We start from the raw sequence: 22483 nt of genomic DNA on the forward strand, positions 1-22483 counted from the left end.
CGTAGCCGAAAATTTCCCCTGCCGGGCAAAGAGTTTTATAATGAAACAATTAACCTGGAGGCTTTCGTGAAACGTACCCGTCTGGAAAACAGCTGTTGCCCTATCGCCCGCTCCCTCGATGTTATCGGCGACTGGTGGTCGCTGCTGATCGTCCGCGATGCTCTACGCGGGGTGCGCCGGTTTAGCGAATTCCAGAAAAACCTCGGTATTGCCAAAAACATGCTCGCCGGGCGGCTGAAAATGCTGGTGGATGAAGGCATCCTGCGCCTGCAGCCGGCCTCCGATGGCAGCGCCTGGCAGGAGTATGTCCTGACCGACAAGGGCCGTGCCCTGCAGACGGTGCTGGTCGCCCTCTCCCAGTGGGCAGACGACTATCTGTTCGAGCCCGACGAACCGGCGACCCGGCTCATTGACCGTCAGCAGCGCCAGCCCCTGCGTAAGCTGGTCCTGCAGGCGGCGGATGGCCGTGAGCTGGCCCCGGCAGACATCACCATCGCTATTCCGCTGAACGACTAAACGCTGCCCGCGGCAGGCAAAAATGAAAAAGTCCGGACAAAATGGTTGCATTATTAAACCTAATATCTCATGCTGAATTTGGTTTAATAATGCAACCTTTTACGAGGCAATTCTCATGACCCAACCATCGCACACTGCTTTTATCACTGGCGCGTCCTCAGGTATCGGCGCGATCTATGCCGAACGACTCGCCGCCCGCGGCTACAACCTGATCCTCGCCGCCCGTCGTGAAGACCGGCTGCTGGCGCTCGCCGACCAGCTGCAGGCGCGCTACGCCATCCAGGCCAGCATCCTCAAAGCCGATCTTAGCGAAGAGCACGGGATTGCCGCCGTAGAGCAGCGTCTGCAGCAGGATCCCGCCATCGACCTGTTCATTAACAACGCCGGCACCGCGAAAATGGCGGGTTTTCTCGCCAGTACGCCGCGGGAGCACCAGGCGATTCATACGCTCAATACCACGGCGCTGCTGCGCCTGAGCTATGCCGCGCTGGCCGCTTTCATCCCACGACGCCGGGGAACGCTCATTAATATTGCCTCCATCCTCGCGCTACATACGCTGCCAGGTAGCGCGGTCTACAGCGCCAGTAAAGCCTGGGTGTTGAGCTTCACCCGCGGTCTGCAGGATGAGTTTGCCGACAGCGGCGTGCGTATTCAGGCGGTATTGCCGGCGGCGACCGCCACCGATCTCTGGCCGACCTCCGGCGTGGCGTTGAACGCCCTGCCCACCGGCACGGTGATGACCACAGAGGATCTGGTGGACGCCGCTCTCAGGGGGCTGGAGATGGGGGAACAGGTCACCTTACCACCGGTTCATGACCTGGGACTGTGGGAGGCTTTTGAGCAGTCCAGACTGGCGCTGTTTACCAGCGCACGAACCGGACAGCCTGCGCCGCGGTATCGCTAAGCGGCACCTTGCGGCGGACATTACTCCGGTAGCGGAACCGCCGTCAGGGTACAAATGGCCTCGTGCTCGCCGCCGCGGCGATCGGTGATCACCACCTTATCGCCCGCTTTTTTGCCTTCACACGGCTTGAGGACCTGCTCCACGATCTGCTCGCGGCTCGCCTGACGTTCACTTTCAGCCTGGCTGGCAAAGGCAGACAGCGCCAGCACCACGCCCAGCAGGCTGAGGGATTTCTTATACATGACTGACTCTCAGATCGTTCTTATTCGCGGTCAGCGTAACCCGCTGTACGCCGCACTTCTGTAAAATCACTTAACGGAGTGTTACATCCTTTCAGGTGAAACCCGGGCGGTCACATTCCTGCGGGAAATATTTTATCACAACCCCGCCGCCGGATATTCTCGCGATGAGGCGTCATCTTTCAGACATATCCCGATGTTATCTTCAAACAGAGCCCTGTATCTTTTTCCCTTTCTAAACAGAATATTAGGTTGGTCTATGTCGGGTCTTATTCTCTTTATCGTCGCGGTGGCGCTGCTGGGCGTCGCCATCTACAGCCTGGTGTCGTACCTCAAAGAGCGGCGCGCCAGTCAGTTACCTGTCCATAAAAAGAAGAAATAATACCTTCCGTTCCCCGCCGTTTTCTGCTGATTTCTTTACCGTCCTGTACTGTCCCTTACCGAACCAAAAACGAAGGCAGGCCTGTGGGCCTGCCTTCGCTCAAGCGCAGTATCAAACGTTTATGACTCCCAGGCCTGCTCCGCTTTGGTGGCATCGAACTGCGGCGGCGGTTTACGGAAGCGTCGGGTCAGGTAAGCCAGGTACAGCAGGCCAAGCGCCGCCCACACCAGACCAAGCGTTAGCGAGGTGGCCTCGAGGTTGATCCACAGCACGCCCACCGTCAACGCGCCGACCATCGGCAACAGCAGATAGTGCAGCCGATCCTTCCAGGTTTTGTTATACCCCTTGCGCCGCCAGAAGTGGTTGAACACCGACAGATTTACGAAAGTGAACGCCACCAGCGCGCCGAAGTTGATCAACGCCGTGGCGGTCACCAGGTCGAAGAACAGCGCCGACAACGCAACGATGCCCACCATAATCACGTTCAGCGCCGGGGTACGCCATTTCGGATGCACATAGCCAAAAATGCGCTCCGGGAAGACGTTGTCGCGGCCCATCACGTACAGCAGACGGGAGACGCTGGCATGCGAGGCCAGGCCCGATGCCAGGGTGTTAACAAAGGTGGTGCACAGGAAAATCGACTGGAACAGCTTGCCGCCCACGTACAGCGCAATCTCCGGCAGCGCGGCATCGGGGTCTTTAAAGCGATGAATATCCGGGAAGAACAGCTGCATAAAGAACGACGCGACGATGAAAATAATGCCGCCGTACATCGCAGTAAGAAAAATCGCTTTCGGGATCACCCGTGCGGCGTCAGGGGTCTCTTCCGACAGCGTGGTCACCGCGTCGAAGCCGAGAAACGAGAAGCAGACAATCGTCGCGCCGGTAATAATCGGGATCAGATGCGCATTCTGGCTGATAAACGGCTGCAGCGACCAGACGGTCCCCACCCCCTCGCCTTTGTGCAGCCCCTGCACCACCAGAATGACAAACACCACCATGATCGAAATCTGCACGAGCACGAACAGGGTGTTGAAGTTGGCCACCAGGTTAACGCTTTTCAGGTTCGCGGCGGTCAGAATGGCGACAAAGGTGACCACCCACACCCATGGCGGCACCTCCGGGAACAGCGCCGAGAGATAGATCTTCGCCAGCAGGACGTTGATCATCGGCAGAAACAGATAATCGAGCAGCGACGACCAGCCGACCATAAAACCGACGTGCGGACTGATGGATTTTTGCGCGTAGGTATAGGCGGAACCGGCTTCCGGGAACTGACGCACCAGTTTGCCGTAGCTGATGGCGGTGAACAGCACCCCGGCCAGCGCCAACAGATAAGACGCCGGTACGTGGCCATTGCTGATGCCGGAGACGATGCCGAAGGTATCAAACACCGTCATCGGCGTCAGATAGGCCAGCCCCATCATCACCACTTGCCAGAGTTTGAGGGATTTACGCAGGCGTGGTCTGCCCGCCTGAGCGGCGTTATGCGCAGGAAGATTAATAGCCATCGCCCATTCCCCCCTTGCTGTTAACAGTTTGCGGGCCCAACGTCCGCGTGACAAACCTGCTTAGCAAAGGGGTAAGGCATAGATAAAAGGGTAAGACGGACCGGTGAGCGGTAGCTGGCTGGCATTCCATGCGGCCTGAGCGGCCTCCCTCTCCCTGCGGATATTTGAACATCTGCATCATCTCATTTCCTCGTCACACACTGTGTCGTTAACTGAAGCCCCGTTGCCGCCTGCGCTCCTTAACGCGACATCCGGGAAATGGCTGGGCTCCCAGCAAAAAGGACGACCAGGCTCCGCTCAGGCCGTATGATGCTACTGATTACCAAACTCATGGGCCCCTCGCGGGGCGACCATCAGGCGTTTTTCAACATCCACTCAATTTCGGTTTCTGTGATAAGACGCTCAAACTGCAGTAATTCATCATGCTTACAGGCATGGAAAACGTGGCAGAAACGCTCACCGAGGCGCTCGCGCAGATGATCGTTCTGCATAAACTCCCACAGCGCATCGCTCTGACGGATCGGGAACGGCAGGCCCTCTTGTTCCAGGCCGTTACCTTCCACCTCTTCCTGCAAAGGCAGCTGGGGGTTATCCAGCCCGTGCAGAATGCCGGCGAAAATCGCCGCCATCACCAGATACGGGTTGGCGTCTGCCCCCGCCACGCGATACTCCACGCGGTGGTTCTGCCGCTCGCCGCACGGAATACGCAAGGCCACGGTGCGGTTGTTATGCCCCCACGAAGCCTGCGTCGGGACGTACATCCCCGGCTGGAAGCGGCGATACGAGTTCACGTTCGGCGCCAGCAGCGCCATCGAGGCCGGCATCAGATCGATCATCCCGGCCAGCGCGCGTTTGAGCAGCACAGAGTCTTCCCCGTCGCCGTCCACCAGCACGTTTTCCCCTTTATTGTTCAGCATGCTGATGTGGATGTGCATCCCGCTGCCCGCATGCTCTTCATAAGGCTTCGCCATAAAAGTGGCGTGCATCTTATGCTTCTCCGCCATTAAACGCACGAGACGTTTTAACGCCAGCGCATCATCGCAGGCATCCAGCACGTTATCGGTATGGTGAAGGTTGATTTCAAACTGGCCCGGCGAGGCTTCCGCCACCGCGCCGTCGGCGGGGATCAGCTGCAGTTTGGCCAGCTCGTCGATGTCATAAAGCACGTCGGCAAAGTGGTTCAGGTTATCGACGGAGTAGACCTGGCTTTGGGTGTTGCGATCGTCGGTGCCCGGCGCGCACGGCGGCTGGAGGTAGCCTTCGGCGTCGCGTTTGCGGTCCAGTAAATAGAACTCCAGCTCTACCGCTACCACGGGGAACAGCCCGCGCTGGCGCAACTGCTGCCAGAGGCGGTTGAGTACGTTCCGCGGCTCAACGTCAAAGGGAGCGCCATCTTCATCAACCATGGTCAGCTGTACCTGGGCTATCGATTGTGGGTCAGCCGCCGAAGGCGTTAAGGTGCCGGGTACCGGAATGCAGCTGCGATCCGGTTCGCCCATATCCTGACCCAGGCCGGCCTCTTCCACCACATTGCCAAGAATATCCATTGCAAACACCGAGGCCGGGAAATAACAGCCTTTCTCCAGTTTGCTCAGGCCAGCAACCGGAATGCGCTTGCCGCGGAAGCAGCCGTTCAGGTCGGTAAGGAGGACATCGACATACTGGGTATCGGGGTAGGTTTCGAGGTAGCGCTTCACTTCTTTCGCGAACGCGCTGACCCGTCTCTCTTCCGTCTGCTGAACAAAGTTCTCAACTTCTACGATATTGGTTTCCATGATTCACCGCCATTGGTTGGGTTTCGGTCCTGTGCTCAGACCGTTAAATATAATGTCCACCCCATCGACTTTGTATGCAAATAAATTGTTTGTCAAATGTTAAATTAAGTTTGCAAAGGGCTATTTCCACTGCTAGATTGAGAAAATATTGAACGATATGGCCGTTAAACCCGCTATGGCGGTCATAATTTAGTCCACTTTGTGAGGGCGATCATGGAAAATATAATGTACAAGCCAGTTATTGGCGTCGTGATGTGTAGAAACAGGCTTAAGGGTCACCAGACCCAGACTCTGCAAGAAAAGTACCTGAATGCCATTGTTAACCACGGCGGACTGCCGATCGCCCTGCCGCATGCGCTGGCGGAGCCGGAGCTGCTGAACGCGTTAGTCGATAAACTGGACGGGATTTACCTGCCAGGCAGCCCCAGTAATGTGCAGCCGCACCTTTATGGTGAAAACGGCGATGAGCCTGACGCCGACCCCGGGCGTGATCTTCTGAGCATGGCGCTGATTAACGCCGCGCTCGAAAGGCGCATCCCCATTTTCGCCATCTGTCGTGGACTGCAGGAACTGGTTGTCGCCACCGGCGGGACTCTGTATCGTCGTCTGTTCGAGCAGCCTGAGCTCCTTGAACATCGTGAAGATCCTGAACTGCCCGTCGAGCAGCAGTATGCGCCGTCCCATCAGGTTGAGGTTCAGGAAGGAGGATTGCTGTCGCAATTGATACCGGGCTGCAACACGTTTTGGGTAAACTCGCTACATGGGCAAGGGGCAAAAACCCTGAGTCCGCAGCTGCGCGTGGAGGCGCGAGCGCCGGATGGACTGGTGGAAGCGGTCAGCGTGAACGATCATCCTTTCGCGTTGGGCGTACAGTGGCATCCTGAATGGAACAGTAGCGAATACGCCCTGTCGCGTATGTTGTTTGATGGTTTTATCACCGCCTGTCAGGGCCATCATGCTGAAAAGCGGCGGCGCTGACCACTACCGTTAAGGAAATGCAAATATGAGCGATGACGGACTGGCGCCAGGGAAACGTCTGTCAGAGATCCGCCAACAGCTGGGTCTCTCACAGCGTCGTGCCGCCGAACTGTCTGGGTTGACACATAGTGCCATCAGCACCATAGAGCAGGACAAAGTCAGTCCTGCCATCAGTACGCTGCAAAAGCTGCTGAAAGTCTATGGGCTGTCGCTCTCGGAATTCTTTTCTGAACCCGAAAAGCCGGACGAACCCCAGGTGGTCATTAATCAGGATGACCTGATTGAGATGGGAAGTCAGGGCGTTTCCATGAAGCTGGTTCATAACGGAAATCCGAACCGTACGCTGGCGATGATTTTTGAAACTTACCAGCCTGGAACCACGACCGGGGAGAGAATTAAGCATCAGGGTGAGGAGATAGGCACCATACTGGAAGGTGAGATCGTGCTGACCATTAACGGTCAGTCGTATCACCTGGTGGCTGGACAGAGCTATGCCATTAATACCGGCATCCCGCACAGCTTCAGCAACACCTCGGCAGGCATCTGCCGCATCATCAGTGCCCACACCCCCACCACATTCTGATTATTTAGCCTGAACGAGGTTCAGGCTTTCTTCAGGCCTGTCGCGGCGGAAAATCTATTTTCGTCGCGGCGAAGAAATCGTAGTAATTACGCCTGCGCCGTACGGAATATTATTTCCTGTTGGCCCCGAAATAATTAACGCCAGTGAATGGCGACTCGCTCCTGAATAATTCGGGTTGTAAACAACCTGTCGCCATTCAGGGGAATAAAACGGTATTCAACTCCGGGGATACATTATGCCCTGCGCCCGGCGCAGTGCCCCCGTGCAGCCTGAAAACGCCGAACTGATTAATGTGCCGATAATGTTTTTAAGGAGTCATGATGAATTTTCAGCACCTGGCTTACTGGCAGGAAAAAGCGAAAAACCTGGCCATTGAAACGCGCTTATTTATTAACGGCGAATATTGCGCCGCGGCCGATAATACCACCTTTGAAACGATCGACCCTGCCGCGCAGCAGACATTAGCGCAGGTCGCCCGCGGTAAAAAAGCCGACGTCGAACGGGCGGTGAAGGCCGCGCGCCAGGCTTTTGATAATGGCGACTGGTCGCAGGCCTCCCCCGCACAGCGTAAAGCGATCCTCACTCGCTTTGCTGATCTGATGGAGGCCCATCGTGAAGAGCTGGCGCTGCTGGAAACGCTGGATACCGGCAAACCGATTCGCCACAGCCTGCGCGACGATATTCCCGGCGCCGCCCGCGCCATTCGCTGGTATGCCGAAGCGCTGGATAAAGTCTATGGCGAAGTGGCCCCCACCGGCAGCAACGAGCTGGCGATGATCGTTCGCGAACCAATTGGCGTGATCGCCGCGGTGGTGCCGTGGAACTTCCCGCTGCTGCTGGCCTGCTGGAAACTCGGCCCGGCGCTGGCGGCGGGCAACAGCGTGATCCTCAAACCCTCAGAAAAATCGCCGCTCACCGCCCTGCGTCTGGCCGGGCTGGCGAAAGAGGCCGGCCTGCCGGACGGCGTGTTGAACGTGGTCAGCGGCTTTGGTGACGAGGCCGGGCAGGCGCTGGCCCTGCATCCTGATGTTGAAGTCATCACCTTCACCGGCTCCACCCGCACCGGCAAGCAGCTGCTGAAAGACGCCGGCGACAGCAATATGAAGCGCGTGTGGCTGGAAGCGGGCGGCAAGAGCGCCAACATCGTCTTCGCCGACTGCCCGGATCTGCAACAAGCGGTCAGCGCCACCGCCGGCGGCATCTTCTATAACCAGGGCCAGGTGTGCATCGCCGGGACCCGTCTGCTGCTCGAGGAGAGCATCGCTGACGAGTTTCTGGCGCGGCTGAAAACCGAAGCACAACACTGGCAGCCGGGTAACCCGCTCGATCCGGACACCACCATGGGCATGTTGATTGATAACGCCCATGCCGACAACGTGCACAGTTTTATCCGCGGCGGTGAAACCAAAAGCACGCTATTCCTCGACGGGCGGAAAAATCCGTGGCCTGCCGCCGTCGGCCCGACCATTTTCGTTGACGTCGACCCGGCATCGACCCTCAGCCGGGAAGAGATCTTCGGCCCGGTACTGGTGGTCACGCGCTTCAAAAGCGAAGAAGAGGCGCTGCTGCTGGCCAATGACAGCGACTACGGTCTCGGCGCCGCCGTGTGGACCCGCGATCTGTCACGCGCCCACCGCATGAGCCGTCGCCTGAAGGCTGGCTCGGTCTTCGTCAACAACTATAACGATGGTGATATGACCGTTCCGTTCGGCGGCTACAAGCAGAGCGGCAACGGGCGCGATAAATCGCTGCACGCGCTGGAAAAATTCACCGAACTGAAAACCATCTGGATTGCCCTGGAGTCTTGATCATGACTGAACATACCACTAGCTACTACGCCGCCAGCGCCAATAAGTATGAACCGTTCCCGACGCTGGAGGGATCCATCAACTGTGACGTCTGCGTCGTCGGCGGCGGCTACACCGGCCTCTCCTCAGCTCTGCATCTGGCCGAAATGGGCTACGACGTGGTGGTGCTGGAAGGGGCGCGCATCGGCTTCGGCGCCAGCGGCCGTAACGGCGGTCAGCTGGTCAACTCCTATAGCCGCGATATCGACGTCATTGAGAAAAACTACGGCCCGGATGCGGCCAAAATGCTCGGCAGCATGATGTTCGAAGGCGGCGATATTATTCGCGAGCGCATCCAGCGCTACCAGATCCAGTGCGATTACCGCCCGGGCGGCCTGTTCGTGGCGATGAACCATAAGCAGCTGGAAACCCTGGAAGAGCAGAAAGCCAACTGGGAACGCTACGGCAACACCCAACTGGAGCTGCTGGACAGAGAGGCCATTCGTCGTGAAGTGGACAGCGACCGCTACGTCGGCGCCCTGCTTGACCACAGCGGCGGCCATATTCACCCGCTGAACCTCGCCATCGGCGAAGCGGACGCCATTCGTCTGAACGGCGGCCGGGTGTATGAGCAGTCGCCGGTCACCCGCATCCAGCACAGCAGCCCGGCGGTGGTCAGCACCGCGCGCGGCCAGGTCACCGCGCGCTACGTGATCGTCGCCGGCAACGCCTATCTTGGCGATAAACTGGAGCCGGAGCTGGCGAAACGCAGCATGCCGTGTGGCACCCAGGTGGTCACTACCGCTCCGCTGTCGGAAGAGGTCGCCCGCTCGCTGATCCCGAAAAACTACTGTGTGGAAGATTGTAACTACCTGCTGGACTACTACCGTCTGACCGGCGACAACCGTCTGCTGTACGGCGGCGGCGTGGTCTACGGCGCGCGCGATCCGGACGACGTGGAGCGGCTGATTATGCCGAAGCTGCTGAAAACCTTCCCGCAGCTGCAGGGGGTGAAAATTGACTACCGCTGGACCGGCAACTTCCTGCTGACCCTGTCGCGGATGCCGCAGTTCGGCCGTCTCGATAACAATATTTACTACATGCAGGGCTACAGCGGCCACGGCGTGACCTGTACCCACCTTGCCGGACGCTTGATTTCAGAGCTGCTGCGCGGCGACGCCGAGCGGTTCGACGCCTTCGCCAAACTGCCGCACTACCCGTTCCCGGGCGGCCGCAGCCTGCGCATTCCTTTTACCGCCATGGGCGCCGCCTACTACAGCCTGCGCGACCGCCTTGGGGTTTAATCGCCTCTGCCGACGGCGCTGGCCGTCGGCTCATGCTGCGGATAGTGCTGCTGAAAGTAGTGGCGCAGAAACTCCACGGTGGTGCGAATTTTAGCCGACGTCGCCAACCGGGAGACATAGACTGCCCAGACGTTTGCAGGCTGAAAGAATTCCGGCAGCACATGCACCAGATGGCCGCTGGCGATATTCTCCCGGACGTCCCACCATGAACGTAACGCAATCCCCTGCCCGTCAAGACACCACTGATGCACAATTTCACCATGGTTGGACGACAGCGGCCCGGTCACCTTGATCGCATGCTGCCCCTCTTTGCTGTGCAACTGCCAGATGCCAAACGGATGATCGCGTTCTTTAATCACCAGGCAGGGTAAGGCGGCCAGATCGCTCAGCTGTTTCGGCGGTGGATGGCGGGCAAGGAATTGCGGCGAGGCGCAGAGCACGCGGTGGTTGGCCGCCAGCTGGCGGGCAATCAGATTCGGCGCGATATCATCGCCCACGCGAATATCGAGATCCACCCCTTCATTGACTAAATCCACCAGCCGGTCCTGGACATCGAAACGCAGTTCCAGCTGCGGGTACTGAAGGGCCAGCGCCGACAGCGCCGGGGCCACCACCCGGCGACCAAAGCCGAAGCTACTGATAATACGCAGCGTTCCCTGCGGCACCTGACGTACGTCGGAAAGCTCGTCCATCATCTCATCGACATCCTGCAAAATGCGCTGCGCCCATTCGTAGATCCGCTCCCCCTCCTCGGTAATGGTGACGCGGCGGGTGGTCCGGTGCAACAACACCACATTCAGGGTTTGCTCCAGCAGCGAAACCCGCTTGCTGACGAACGCCGGTGATACGCCAAGCTCTTCGGCGGCGGCGGCGAACCCGGCCCGGCGAGCGACCAGCATAAAGACGCGTAAATCATTTAGCAGCGGCAGATTATTCATGATCTGTGTTTTATGTTTCACCAGTTAGCGTGATTAATTATGAACCAGTCAATTATAGGATAGGCAGGTGGTCAAACATCATCGCTAAAAAGTGAGAACCGGAATGAAAAAAACCTATCGTATTGCCGCCATCCCGGGTGACGGAATTGGCAAAGAAGTTCTGCCTGAAGGGATTCGCGTGCTGCAAGCCGCCGCACAGCGTTGGGATCTGTCATTGAGCTTCGAGCAGATGGAGTGGGCAAGCTGCGAATATTATGCCCATCACGGCAAGATGATGCCGGACGACTGGCGCGAGCAGCTGCAGGGCTTCGATGCCATCTACTTCGGCGCCGTCGGCTGGCCGGATACCGTTCCCGACCACATTTCGCTGTGGGGGTCGCTGCTGAAGTTCCGCCGTGAGTTTGACCAATACGTCAACCTGCGTCCGGTGCGTCTGTTCCCCGGCGTCCCCTGCCCGCTGGCGGGTAAAAAGGCCGGCGATATCGATTTTTACGTGGTGCGCGAAAATACCGAAGGCGAATATTCCGCCCTCGGCGGGCGCGCCAATGAAGGCACCGAGCATGAAGTGGTGATTCAGGAGTCGGTCTTTACCCGCCGCGGCGTGGACCGGATCCTGCGCTACGCCTTCGAACTGGCGCAAAGCCGCCCACGCAAAACGCTGACTTCGGCGACCAAATCCAACGGTCTGGCGATCAGCATGCCCTACTGGGATGAGCGGGTGGAAGAGATGGCCAAAAACTATCCGGATATTCGCTGGGACAAGCAGCATATCGATATCCTGTGCGCCCGCTTCGTGCTGCAGCCGGAGCGTTTTGACGTGGTGGTCGGCTCCAACCTGTTCGGCGATATTCTCTCCGATCTCGGCCCGGCCTGTACCGGCACAATCGGTATTGCGCCGTCGGCCAATCTCAATCCGGAGCGCACCTTCCCGTCGCTGTTCGAGCCGGTTCACGGCTCCGCGCCGGATATCTACGGTAAAAATATCGCCAACCCGATCGCCACCGTGTGGGCCGGGGCGATGATGCTCGATTTCCTCGGCAACGGCGATGCGCGCTATCACGCCGCGCACAACGGCATCCTGGCGGCGATTGAGCAGGTGATTGCCAGCGGGCCGAAAACCCCGGATATGAAAGGCAGCGCGTCAACGCAACAGGTCAGCGACGCCATCTGCAAGGCCATTTTGGCGTAATTACCCCGGCCGCTCCCCGGTGGCGCGGCGCTTACCGGGGCTACAAAAGGCACGATAATGTAGATACTGTTATCGGTTTGCAACAGTTTCGCCCCGGGAAAAACGTTTGTTCTGTGTTATTTCCGGGCACATTGCGCTCCCGATATGTCTTCCGTGTTATGTCTCTTCTGGCGCAGGGAGCGCACAGGGGGCGGCCAGTCGCCGCCGCCCCCTGTACCCCCGGGCTCCGGCCAGCAACATCGCCACTTCGTGGTGCCTTCGACTTATCCCTGCAGGCTTCGGGTCGGGCCGAGGCAGCGTCCGTGCAAAACACGGCCCTCAGCCCGCATCCCTGCGGGCTGCCCCGGCCTGCAGGGAACGTCTCAGCGATGTTGAGGCCGCCAACACCGGCAGTTTCAGTAGCCATGAGGACAAGGTAGAGATCTTAAGCTCGCAATGGCACGGACCGTAGGTCGGGTAAGGCGTTAGCCGCCACCCGACAAAAAAACGACACCGCGAGTAGCGAGCACGGGTAAGGCGCAGCCGCTACCCGGGAAAACCCGCGCGCCTGGTCCTCCAACTCCCCTCTCTTTTCGCTATGCAGAATCCCCCACGATTGACAAGTGGACCGCATCACAGCGGTGAACTTTATTAATTCCTGAAAGGACAGAACCTGCGCCAATTCACCTTTTATTATTTCCGTTCCGTGTTTTATTGCTTCACGAATCGGCCAATTGTTTAATTCATGTAACGAAGAAATAATCCAATTGTTAATAGCTTTTTGCTACGAACCTTGACCCTACAGCGTGATAACAACGACAGGCTAAAGCCACCGACGGGCAATCATGCCCAGGAGATCACCCATGTTGAGCAACGTAAAGAAAAAAGATGTGCCGCTGATTGCCATCAGCCTGGCGGCCATTGTTTTCATCGCCGCTACATTAAGTCTCTTCCCGCAGCAAACCGCGCAGGCGGCTGATTCGATTTTTAACGGCGTGACCCGCCTGCTGGGTTCCACGGTACAGGTACTGGTGCTGCTGGCGCTGGGACTGGTGCTCTATCTGGCGACCAGCAAATACGGCAATATCCGTCTCGGCGAAGGTAAAGTCGAATACAGTACCCTCTCATGGCTGTTTATGTTTATCTGCGCCGGGCTCGGCTCCTCCACGCTGTACTGGGGCGTTGCCGAATGGGCTTATTACTACCAGACCCCGGGCCTGAACATTGCTCCGCAATCGCCGAAAGCGCTGGAATACAGCATCCCTTATTCTTTCTTCCACTGGGGGGTTAGCGCCTGGGCGACCTACACTCTCGCTTCGCTGATCATGGCCTATCACTTCCACGTGCGGAAAAATAAAGGCCTCAGCCTCTCCGGGATCATTTCAGCGATCACCGGAGTGAGTCCGCAGGGCTTCTGGGGCCGTCTGGTCGATCTGATGTTCCTGATCGCTACCGTCGGCGCGTTAACCATTTCGCTGGTGGTCACTGCCGCCACCTTCACCCGCGGCCTGTCAGCGCTGACCGGGCTGCCGGATAACTTCACCGTCCAGGCGTTTGTGATCCTGCTCTCCGGCGGTATTTTCTGCATGAGTTCGTGGATTGGCATCAACAACGGCCTGCAGCGCCTGAGCAAAATGGTCGGCTGGGGGGCGTTTCTGCTGCCGTTGGTGGTATTACTGGTTGGTCCGACCGAATTCATCACCAATAACATCATTAACGCCGTCGGCCTGACGACTCAGAACTTCCTGCAGATGAGTCTGTTTACCGATCCCCTCGGCGACGGCGCCTTTACCCGCAACTGGACCGTCTTCTACTGGCTGTGGTGGATCTCCTATACTCCGGGCGTGGCGATGTTCGTCACCCGCGTCTCCCGCGGGCGCAAAATCAAAGAGGTGATATGGGGACTGCTCCTTGGTAGCACCGCCGGCTGCTGGTTCTTCTTTGGGGTGATGGAAAGCTACGCCATGCACCAGTTCGTTAACGGCGTGATTAACGTACCGCAGGTGATGCAGACTCTCGGCGGCGAAACCGCCGTCCAGCAGGTCCTGATGTCGCTGCCGGCAGGTAAGCTGTTCCTCGCCGCCTATCTGTTCGTGATGATTGTTTTCCTCGCCTCGCACATGGATGCGGTGGCCTACACCATGGCGGCGACCAGTACCCGTAACCTGCGCGAAGGCGACGATCCGGATCGCGGCATGCGCCTGTTCTGGTGCGTGGTGATCACCCTCATCCCGCTATCGATTCTGTTTACTGGCGCTTCGCTTGAGACCATGAAAACCACCGTGGTGCTGACCGCCCTACCGTTCCTGGCCATTTTACTGATTAAAACCGGCGGCTTCGTGCGCTGGTTAAAACAGGACTACGCCCACGTGCCGGTCAATCAGATAGAAACCCATACGCCCGAGCCAATGATTAAAGCCGAGACGCTACCGGTTGGCACGGTACTCAAAGGCGACGGCCAGTCGCTGTAAAACCTCTTACTGACAATAATCACAAGGTGACCTTACATGAGCAATTTGAGCCCTGACTTTACTCTGCCGATTAACTTTTGCGCCAATCCGCAGGATGCCTGGACCATTCCGGCCCGTTTTTATACCGACAGCCAGGCGTTTGAACACGAGAAAGAGCGCATCTTCGCCAATAGCTGGATTTGCGTCGCCCACGGCAGCGAGGTCGCCCGGCCGAACGACTACATCACCCGGGAGATCATTGGTGAAAATATCGTTATCGTCCGCGGCCGCGACAACATTCTGCGCGCTTTCTATAACGTCTGCCCGCACCGCGGCCACCAGCTGCTGAGCGGTGAAGGTAAAGCCAAAAACGTGATTACCTGCCCCTATCACGCCTGGGCCTTCAAGCTTGACGGCAATCTCGCCCACGCCCGCAACTGCGAAAACGTGGCGAATTTCGATAGCGAAAAGGCAACGCTGGTGCCGGTTCGCCTGGAAGAGTATGCCGGCTTTGTGTTTATCAATATGAACCCGCAAGCGGAGAGCGTGGAAACGCAGCTGCCGGGCCTGCAGGACAAAGTGCTGGAAGCCTGCCCGGACGTGCATGACCTGAAACTGGCAGCGCGCTTTACCACTCTCACCCCGGCGAACTGGAAAAATATCGTCGATAACTATCTGGAATGTTACCACTGCGGCCCGGCGCACCCGGGCTTCTCGGATTCCGTACAGGTTGACCGTTACTGGCACACCATGCACGGCAAATGGACGCTGCAGTATGGCTTCGCCAAGCCGTCCGAGCAGTCGTTTAAATTCGAAGAAGGTACCGAAGCCGCGTTCCACGGTTTCTGGCTATGGCCGTGCACCATGTTCAACGTGACACCGATCAAGGGCATGATGACCGTGATCTATGAATTCCCGGTGGATGAAGAGACCACTCTGCAGAATTACGACATCTATTTCACCAACGAAGAGCTGACTGACGATCAGAAAGCGCTGATTGAGTGGTATCGCGACGTGTTCCGCCCGGAAGATTTACGCCTGGTGGAAAGCGTGCAGAAGGGGCTGAAGTCCCGCGGCTATCGCGGCCAGGGGCGCATTATGGCGGATAACAGCGGCAGCGGTATCTCCGAGCACGGTATCGCCCATTTCCACAATTTGGTGGCCCAGGTGTTCCAGCCGTAATCGTTGAAGGAGTTTGCTATGTCCGTGTTTCACTCAGATCTGTTTCGCCAGCAGGCGCTGATTGCCGGAAGCTGGCGCGACGCCGCCGACGGCACGACGCTTGCCGTCAGCAACCCTTCCACCGGCGCGACGCTCGGCCAGATCCCTAATATGGGTCGGTCGGAAGCGCAGCAGGCCGTGGATGCCGCCGCGGCCGCGCTGCCGGCCTGGCGCGCGCTTACCGCCGCCCAGCGCGCCGCGCTATTTAAGAACTGGCACCGCCTGATCCTCGAAAACAAAACCGCGCTGGCGCAGATCATGACCGCCGAGCAGGGCAAGCCGCTGGCGGAGGCGGAAGGCGAAATCGCCTATGCCGCCTCGTTTATCGAGTGGTTTGCCGAACAGGGCAAACGCGCCAACGGCGAAATAATCCCCTCCCCTGGCGCGGATAAACGCCTGATGGTGATCCGCCAGGGCGTGGGCGTCTGCGCGGCGATCACCCCGTGGAACTTCCCGGCGGCGATGATCACCCGTAAGGCCGGCCCGGCGCTGGCCGCTGGCTGCACGATGGTGATTAAGCCGGCTAACGAAACGCCGTTTACCGCGCTGGCGATGGCGGAACTGGCGAATCAGGCCGGGATCCCGCAGGGCGTTATTAACGTCGTTACCGGCCAGTCGCGCGAAATTGGCGCGGTGTTCACCGGCGATGAGCGGGTGCGTAAACTCTCCTTTACCGGCTCGACCGAAGTTGGCCGCGTACTGATGCGCCAGTGCGCGGAATCCATCAAAAAGCTCTCTTTAGAGCTCGGCGGTAACGCGCCGTTTATCGTCTTTGACGATGCCGATATCGATAAAGCGGTCGAGGGAGCGCTGATCGCCAAGTTCCGCAACGCCGGGCAAACCTGCGTCTGCGTTAACCGCTTCTATATTCATCGCGCCGTCTACGACCAATTCTGCGATAAGTTCGTGGCCCGCGTCGCCGCCCTGAAAGTGGGCGATGGCAGCGAGTCCGATGTACAGATTGGCCCGCTGATCAACGCCGACGCCGGGCGCAAAGTCCAGTCCCTGCTCGACGACGCCCTGACCCGCGGCGCAACGCTGTTAACCGGCGGTAAAGCGCACCCACTGGGCGGTAATTTCTTCACCCCTACGGTTATCGGCGACGTACAGCCGGGGTCACTGCTGCTGCAGGAAGAGATTTTCGGCCCGGTGGCCGCACTGGTGAAATTTGACGATGAGCAGCAGGTCATCGAACAGGCAAATGACACTATCTACGGCCTCGCCTCCTATTTTTACAGCAACGATGCCGCCCGTATCTGGCGCGTCTCCGAGCAGCTGGAATACGGGATGGTCGGCATCAATACCGGGCTGATTTCCAACGAAGTCGCGCCATTTGGCGGAGTGAAGCAGTCCGGCCTTGGCCGCGAAGGGTCGGAACACGGAATCGAAGATTACCTGGAGATGAAGTATCTCTGCCAGGGGTTGTAAATGTCCTCTCCCGGCGGCGGCGCTGGCCACGCCGGGATTTTTGATGGAGTTCAGCGATGTCTGATTATCAAATGTTTGAGGCGATCGTTCGCGATGTTGAACAGATCACCGCCCAGGTGAAGCGTTTTACGCTAGTGTCGCCGACCGGCGCCCCGCTGCCGGGATTCAGCGGCGGCAGCCATATTATCGTCCAGATGCAGGATGGCGAGCAGCGCTACAGTAACGCCTATTCGCTGATGAGCTCGCCGCTGGATACCACCAGCTGGCAGATTGCGGTGCGTCTTGAGTCGCCTTCCAAAGGCGGCTCGCGCTTTATGCACCAGCAGGTGCGCCCGGGCGATACCCTGACGGTGTCAACGCCCAACAACCTGTTCGCCATCGAACCACAGGCGCGAAAACATCTGCTGATCGCCGGCGGTATCGGCATCACGCCATTCTTGTCCCATATTCCGGAACTGGAACAACGGCAGGCCGACTGGCAGCTGCACTACTGTTTCCACGACGCCGACAATAATGCTTTCGTCGATGCGCTCAGCGCCGCGCCGTGGCGAGATCGGGTCAATGTTCATGTATCAGCGCTCGGCAGCCGTCTCGACCTGCCGCGCCTGTTCGCCGACCTCGAGCCCGGAACCCACGTGTATACCTGCGGCCCGGCGGCGCTTAACGAGGCGGTGAAAGCCGCCGCCGAACGCCATCAGGTGCCCGCCAGTCAGCTGCACTTTGAGCAGTTTATCGTTGAGGATAAAGGCGGAGAGGCGTTTACCCTGGTGCTGGCGCGTTCCGGACGCGAATTTACCGTACCGCAGGACATGACCATTTTGCAGGTTATTGAGAATAACAAAGCGGCGAAGGTGGAATGCCTGTGCCGCGAAGGGGTGTGCGGCACCTGCGAAACGATGATTCTGGAAGGGGAAGCGGACCACCGCGATCAGTATTACAGCGAGGAAGAGAAAGCCAGCCAGCAGAGTATGCTGATCTGCTGCTCGCGCGCCAAAGGCGGCCGGTTAGTGCTGGATTTGTAAAGCGCACACCGGCCGGCACCGCTGGCCGGTGTGCAGATCACAGTTCCAGCTCGCGGCGCAGCAGGTCGGCAATATCCTCGCTGCTCTCCGCGGATACCAGAGATTGACGGAACTCCGCGTGCATAATGCGCCGCGCCAGCCGCGAGAAGATACGCATATGCTGATCGCCCGCCGAGTGCTTATTCAGCGTCAGCATAATCACAAACTGCGCCTCTTCATCGCCCCACACCACCGGCTGCGCCAGGCGGGCGACGCTGATGGTCGACTGCTCAATATGCTCGGATTTACTGTGCGGAATGGCGAAGCTAAAGCCCAGACCAGTGGAGAACACCGCCTCGCGGGCCCACAGGTCGGCCTCCAGCTTACGCGGATAGCGGCAGCGTCCGGCCAGCAGCAGGTTATCCGTCATCCCTTTCAGCACCTCCTCCTTGCTGCGCCAGTCGCTATTCAGCGTAATGCACTCGGCGCTCACCAGCGGCACATCCTGCTGACGCATGCGGAACTGGGCCAGCAGATGCTCCACTTCCAGTGAGGTACGGCACTGCATGGCCTGATTCAGCAGCTGGCGGCAGGCGCGGCTGTCCAGTTGCGCCAGGCGCGATTTGGTCGCCGGGATCGCCGGCGCGCTCATGCTCAATTCATCTAAACCGAGGCCTACCAGCAGCGGAAGCACCGATCCTTTGGCCCCCAGTTCGCCGCACAGACCGATCCATTTCCCCTGCCGATGCACCGCCTGTACCGCATAGTCCAGCGCGCGCAGGAAGGCGGGATTCAGGCTGTTATAATGGCGCGTCACTTTCGCATTATCACGATCGACCGCCAGCAGATACTGCGTTAAGTCGTTGCTGCCGATGCTAAAGAAATCCACCTCTTCACAACACTGATCGATGATAAACATCACCGACGGCACTTCGAGCATGATGCCGAGCGGGATCTTTTCATCAAACGGGATCTGCTCGGCGCGCAGCGACTGTTTGGCCTCCGCCAGTCGCTCTTTCACCCACAGGATCTCTTCCATTGATGAAATCATGGGGATCATAATCTTCAGCGAGCCGTGCGCCGAGGCGCGTAAAATCGCCCGTAGCTGAGTGTGAAACAGCGCCTGATACTCTTCATAGATGCGCACCGCGCGGTAGCCGAGGAACGGATTGTTTTCCGCAGGGATGTTGAGATAGGCCACCGGCTTATCACCGCCGATATCCATAGTCCGCACGATAATGCTGCGCCCGGCAGCGGGTTCCAGCGCCTGGCAGAAGATGTTGTAGAGCTCATCTTCCGACGGCGCGCTCGGGCGATCCATATACAGCATTTCAGTGCGGAACAACCCTACCGACTGCGCGCCCTGGTTGAATGCCGCCACCGCTTCCACCGAATGGGCGATATTGGCGGCGATCTCCACGCGGATACCGTCTTGCGTCTGCCCGGCTTTATCCAGCCATACCTGCTGCTGTTGCCGGATTTGCGCCTGTAGCCAGGCCTCCTGCTGATAGTAGCGCGCTACCGCCGGACTCGGATCCACCACCAGCAGCCCGGCGTTGCCGTCAATCTGCACCTGCGTATCCACCCACGGCAGCAGCGCGGCTAAATCCACGCCTACCAGAGTAGGGATATTGAATGAGCGTGCCAGAATCACGGTATGCGAGGTGGTGCCGCCGCTGCGCAGCAGCAGCCCTTTGAGATGCGTTTTATCCAGTTCCAGAAACTGGCTGGGGGTCAGCTCGTCGGCAAGACAAATGGCCGCTTCCCGCAACTGGCCCGGCGCCGGGAAACGGGCTTCGCCGTAGATATGCTGTAACAGCTGGAAGCAAACGTCGCGTACATCCAGTACCCGCTCCTGCAGATAGCTGTTGCCGGAGTCGCGGAACTGGGCGCAGAAGTGGTCGCCGGTGGCGACAATCGCCTGGGCGCAGCTCAACCCGGTGAGAATACCGCCAAGCAGGTGCTGGCGCAGCGAGGCATCCGTCGCCAGCGAACGGTGAGCTTCCAGGATCGCGCTGGCGGTGCCGTCATTGTCCAGCAGCCGCAGCTCGATATCTTTCACCAGCAGGCGCAGGCCATTATCCAGCGCCGCCTGCTCCTGTTCGGGACTGGCGGCGACGGGCAGTTCGCCCAGCTCGTGCAGATCGCGTGATTTGAGATGAACCAGCGTCCCTCCCGCGCTGCCGGCGCACACCGGGTGGGCATGAAACAGCGTCGGGTTCAGCCGCGAAAGCGACTCTGGCACCGGCTGGACATCCAGCGTTGGCGCAGCGGGCAGCGGCGCGTCACAGTGGGGAAATTCATCGCGCATAAAAGCCGTTAACGCGGCGAATGCCTCAGCTTCATCTTCGCCGCTGATAAGCAGCTGGCAGGCGTCGCCCTTCAGGGTATTGCTGCCGATAATCGCCAGCGCGCTCTTGGCATTTCCGCCGGTCTCGCGGCGCAAGTTCCGCCACTCAACCGCTGATGAAAAACGGTTACACAGCGTTTCGACCAGACTGGCCGGACGCGCATGCACGCCGTTGGGCAAATCACATGTAAATTCAATGACCAGAGCCATCGCCTTCCTCCAGAGCAATCCATTATTTCCTCAAAAGTAATAAAAGACGGCCCCCGGGACTAGGTGATAAAACTGGCAATTACTGGACAATTGTACACACAATATTTTTTTATGCCCGCCATCACAATTCCACCCTGTTAGCGCTCATCTCTCCTGTCATCACTAAGATTTGAGGTGGATCGCAATTCTTTTCTCACCTTACAAATATCCAGTAAATGCACTTTTTCTCTACTGTTTTATGCGACGCCCTTTTTCTAATGTTGAGCCATCCATACTGTCACGGGCCCTACAGCGCTCAGGAGTAAGCAATGAACGAACTGGTGCAAATACTAAAAAATACCCGCCAGCATCTGATGACCGGCGTGTCACATATGATCCCCTTCGTGGTCTCCGGCGGGATCCTGCTGGCGGTCTCCGTCATGTTGTATGGCAAAGGCGCGGTACCCGATGCCGCCACCGACCCTAATCTGAAGAAACTTTTTGATATCGGCGTCGCCGGGCTGACGCTGATGGTGCCCTTTCTCGCCGCCTACATCGGCTACTCCATTTCTGACCGCGCCGCGCTGGCCCCCTGCGCCATCGGCGCCTGGGTGGGCAACAGCTTTGGCGCCGGTTTCTTCGGCGCGCTGATCGCCGGCATGATTGGCGGCCTGGTGGTCTATTACCTGAAAAAAATCCCCGTACATAAAGTTCTGCGCTCGGTGATGCCGATTTTCATCATTCCCATCGTCGGCACCTTTATCACCGCCGGGATCATGATGTGGGGGCTTGGCGAGCCGGTTGGCGCGCTGACCGCTAACCTGACCGGCTGGCTGCAGGGGATGCGCGAGGGCAGCATCGTGGTGCTGGCCATCATTATGGGTCTGATGCTGGCCTTTGATATGGGCGGCCCGGTGAACAAAGTAGCCTACGCCTTCATGCTGATTTGCGTTTCGCAGGGCGTCTACAGCGTGGTGGCTATCGCTGCCGTCGGTATCGCCGTACCGCCGCTGGGCATGGGGCTGGCGACGCTGATTGGCCGCAAATATTTCACCGCCGAAGAGCGGGAAACCGGCAAAGCCGCGCTGGTGATGGGCTGTGTCGGCGTGACCGAAGGGGCGATTCCCTTTGCCGCCGCGGATCCGCTGCGCGTCATTCCGGCCAATATGATTGGCGCCGCCAGCGGCTGCGTCACCGCCGCGCTGATGGGCGCCCAGTGTTACGCCGGCTGGGGCGGGCTCATCGTGCTGCCGGTGGTCCAGGGCAAGCTCGGGTTTGTTGCCGCGCTGCTGGTCGGCGCCTGCGTCAGCGCTGCCTGCGTCATCCTGCTGAAAGCCTTCGCCAAAAAGAAACCCACTGACGTCGCCGCTGACGATGAACTAGACCTTGATTTCGAAATTAACTAACAGACTGGAAGGAACAGATTATGACCCACATTATCGCTGTCACCGCCTGCCCGTCGGGCGTGGCTCACACCTACATGGCCGCTGAATCGCTGGAAAGCGCCGCCAAAGCCAAAGGCTGGCAGGTCAAGGTTGAAACGCAGGGTTCCATTGGCATTGAAAACGAACTGACGGCGGAGGAGATTGCCGCCGCCGATATGGTCATTCTAACCAAAGATATCGGCATCAAATTCGAAGAGCGTTTTGCCGGGAAAACTATCGTGCGCGTCAATATCAGCGATGCGGTCAAGCGCGCCGACGCCATCATGAACAAGATAGACAGCCACCTTTCCCAGAGCGCCTGAAGCCTTAAAAGG

Annotated in this window: 19 protein-coding genes; 14 read left to right on the top strand and 5 right to left on the bottom strand. The window is 58.6% G+C overall.

The window, feature by feature from the left end; genetic code table 11:
- Positions 1–66: 66 nt before the first annotated feature.
- Together FHW76_RS05015 and FHW76_RS05020 are read left to right on the top strand one after the other, a co-directional pair.
- The gene (locus tag FHW76_RS05015; protein ID WP_012542276.1) at positions 67–516 is read left to right on the top strand and encodes a helix-turn-helix domain-containing protein; all 450 of its coding nucleotides are present in this window, start codon (positions 67–69) and stop codon (positions 514–516) included.
- 115 nt (positions 517–631) lie between these two features.
- The gene (locus FHW76_RS05020; protein WP_008805931.1) at positions 632–1420 is read left to right on the top strand and encodes an SDR family oxidoreductase; all 789 of its coding nucleotides are present in this window, start codon (positions 632–634) and stop codon (positions 1418–1420) included.
- Positions 1421–1440: 20 nt separating this feature from the next.
- On the opposite strand, the gene FHW76_RS05025 is transcribed toward FHW76_RS05020, so the two are convergent.
- Complete coding sequence (locus tag FHW76_RS05025) at positions 1441–1662, bottom strand: hypothetical protein (RefSeq protein WP_008805930.1); 222 nt, start codon at positions 1660–1662, stop codon at positions 1441–1443.
- Positions 1663–1918: 256 nt separating this feature from the next.
- On the opposite strand from FHW76_RS05025, the gene FHW76_RS05030 reads away from it, so the two are divergent.
- Positions 1919–2041, top strand: coding sequence for a small membrane protein (locus tag FHW76_RS05030; RefSeq protein WP_002898600.1), 123 nt, complete (start codon positions 1919–1921; stop codon positions 2039–2041).
- Positions 2042–2160: 119 nt separating this feature from the next.
- Here FHW76_RS05030 and FHW76_RS05035 read toward each other — a convergent pair whose 3' ends face one another.
- Together FHW76_RS05035 and FHW76_RS05040 are read right to left on the bottom strand one after the other, a co-directional pair.
- The gene (locus FHW76_RS05035; protein WP_008805929.1) at positions 2161–3552 is read right to left on the bottom strand and encodes an APC family permease; all 1392 of its coding nucleotides are present in this window, start codon (positions 3550–3552) and stop codon (positions 2161–2163) included.
- 353 nt (positions 3553–3905) lie between these two features.
- Positions 3906–5327 (bottom strand): glutamine synthetase family protein, encoded by a 1422-nt coding sequence (locus FHW76_RS05040; RefSeq protein WP_008805927.1) that lies wholly within the window; start codon positions 5325–5327, stop codon positions 3906–3908.
- A gap of 225 nt (positions 5328–5552) precedes the next feature.
- Here FHW76_RS05040 and puuD point away from each other — a divergent pair, with 225 nt between their 5' ends.
- The 4 genes from puuD (at position 5553) to FHW76_RS05060 (ending at position 9979) form a co-directional block, all read left to right on the top strand.
- Positions 5553–6305: a gamma-glutamyl-gamma-aminobutyrate hydrolase gene (gene puuD, locus FHW76_RS05045; protein WP_162494428.1), complete on the top strand. Its 753-nt coding sequence runs from the start codon at positions 5553–5555 to the stop codon at positions 6303–6305.
- Between the two features lie 25 nt (positions 6306–6330).
- Positions 6331–6888 (top strand): HTH-type transcriptional regulator PuuR, encoded by a 558-nt coding sequence (gene puuR, locus FHW76_RS05050; protein WP_002898590.1) that lies wholly within the window; start codon positions 6331–6333, stop codon positions 6886–6888.
- Positions 6889–7208: 320 nt separating this feature from the next.
- On the top strand, positions 7209–8696 hold the full coding sequence (gene puuC / locus FHW76_RS05055) for an aldehyde dehydrogenase PuuC (RefSeq protein ID WP_183476570.1): 1488 nt from the start codon (positions 7209–7211) through the stop codon (positions 8694–8696).
- Positions 8697–8698: 2 nt separating this feature from the next.
- Positions 8699–9979: an FAD-binding oxidoreductase gene (locus FHW76_RS05060; protein ID WP_008805924.1), complete on the top strand. Its 1281-nt coding sequence runs from the start codon at positions 8699–8701 to the stop codon at positions 9977–9979.
- On the opposite strand, the gene FHW76_RS05065 is transcribed toward FHW76_RS05060, so the two are convergent.
- Positions 9976–10938 (bottom strand): LysR substrate-binding domain-containing protein, encoded by a 963-nt coding sequence (locus FHW76_RS05065; RefSeq protein WP_008805923.1) that lies wholly within the window; start codon positions 10936–10938, stop codon positions 9976–9978. The genes FHW76_RS05060 and FHW76_RS05065 overlap by 4 nt on opposite strands.
- 82 nt (positions 10939–11020) lie before the next feature.
- On the opposite strand from FHW76_RS05065, the gene FHW76_RS05070 reads away from it, so the two are divergent.
- The 5 genes from FHW76_RS05070 to FHW76_RS05090 all read left to right on the top strand — a co-directional run bounded on the left by FHW76_RS05070 (position 11021) and on the right by FHW76_RS05090 (position 18206).
- Positions 11021–12106 (top strand): tartrate dehydrogenase, encoded by a 1086-nt coding sequence (locus FHW76_RS05070; RefSeq protein WP_038422320.1) that lies wholly within the window; start codon positions 11021–11023, stop codon positions 12104–12106.
- Positions 12107–12948: 842 nt separating this feature from the next.
- Positions 12949–14556, top strand: a complete 1608-nt coding sequence (locus tag FHW76_RS05075; protein ID WP_004201469.1) for a BCCT family transporter — start codon at positions 12949–12951, stop codon at positions 14554–14556.
- A gap of 36 nt (positions 14557–14592) precedes the next feature.
- On the top strand, positions 14593–15717 hold the full coding sequence (gene yeaW, locus FHW76_RS05080; protein WP_012968597.1) for a carnitine monooxygenase, oxygenase subunit YeaW: 1125 nt from the start codon (positions 14593–14595) through the stop codon (positions 15715–15717).
- A gap of 18 nt (positions 15718–15735) precedes the next feature.
- Positions 15736–17184, top strand: coding sequence for an NAD-dependent succinate-semialdehyde dehydrogenase (locus FHW76_RS05085; protein WP_183476336.1), 1449 nt, complete (start codon positions 15736–15738; stop codon positions 17182–17184).
- A gap of 56 nt (positions 17185–17240) precedes the next feature.
- A complete protein-coding gene (locus FHW76_RS05090; protein WP_008805919.1) occupies positions 17241–18206 on the top strand; it encodes a PDR/VanB family oxidoreductase in 966 nt (321 codons plus the stop codon).
- A gap of 37 nt (positions 18207–18243) precedes the next feature.
- Here the strand turns inward: FHW76_RS05090 and ptsP are convergent, their stop codons facing one another.
- Entirely contained in the window at positions 18244–20745 is a 2502-nt protein-coding gene (gene ptsP, locus FHW76_RS05095; protein ID WP_023297345.1) for a phosphoenolpyruvate--protein phosphotransferase, read from the bottom strand.
- Between the two features lie 308 nt (positions 20746–21053).
- Here ptsP and FHW76_RS05100 point away from each other — a divergent pair, with 308 nt between their 5' ends.
- Positions 21054–22130 (top strand): PTS fructose transporter subunit EIIC, encoded by a 1077-nt coding sequence (locus FHW76_RS05100; protein WP_008805917.1) that lies wholly within the window; start codon positions 21054–21056, stop codon positions 22128–22130.
- Between the two features lie 20 nt (positions 22131–22150).
- A complete protein-coding gene (locus FHW76_RS05105; RefSeq protein ID WP_004179264.1) occupies positions 22151–22471 on the top strand; it encodes a PTS fructose-like transporter subunit IIB in 321 nt (106 codons plus the stop codon).
- The last annotated feature ends 12 nt before the right edge of the window (positions 22472–22483 follow it).

The organism is Klebsiella sp. RC2, from assembly GCF_014192815.1.
Taxonomy (GTDB): Bacteria; Pseudomonadota; Gammaproteobacteria; order Enterobacterales; family Enterobacteriaceae; genus Klebsiella; species Klebsiella variicola.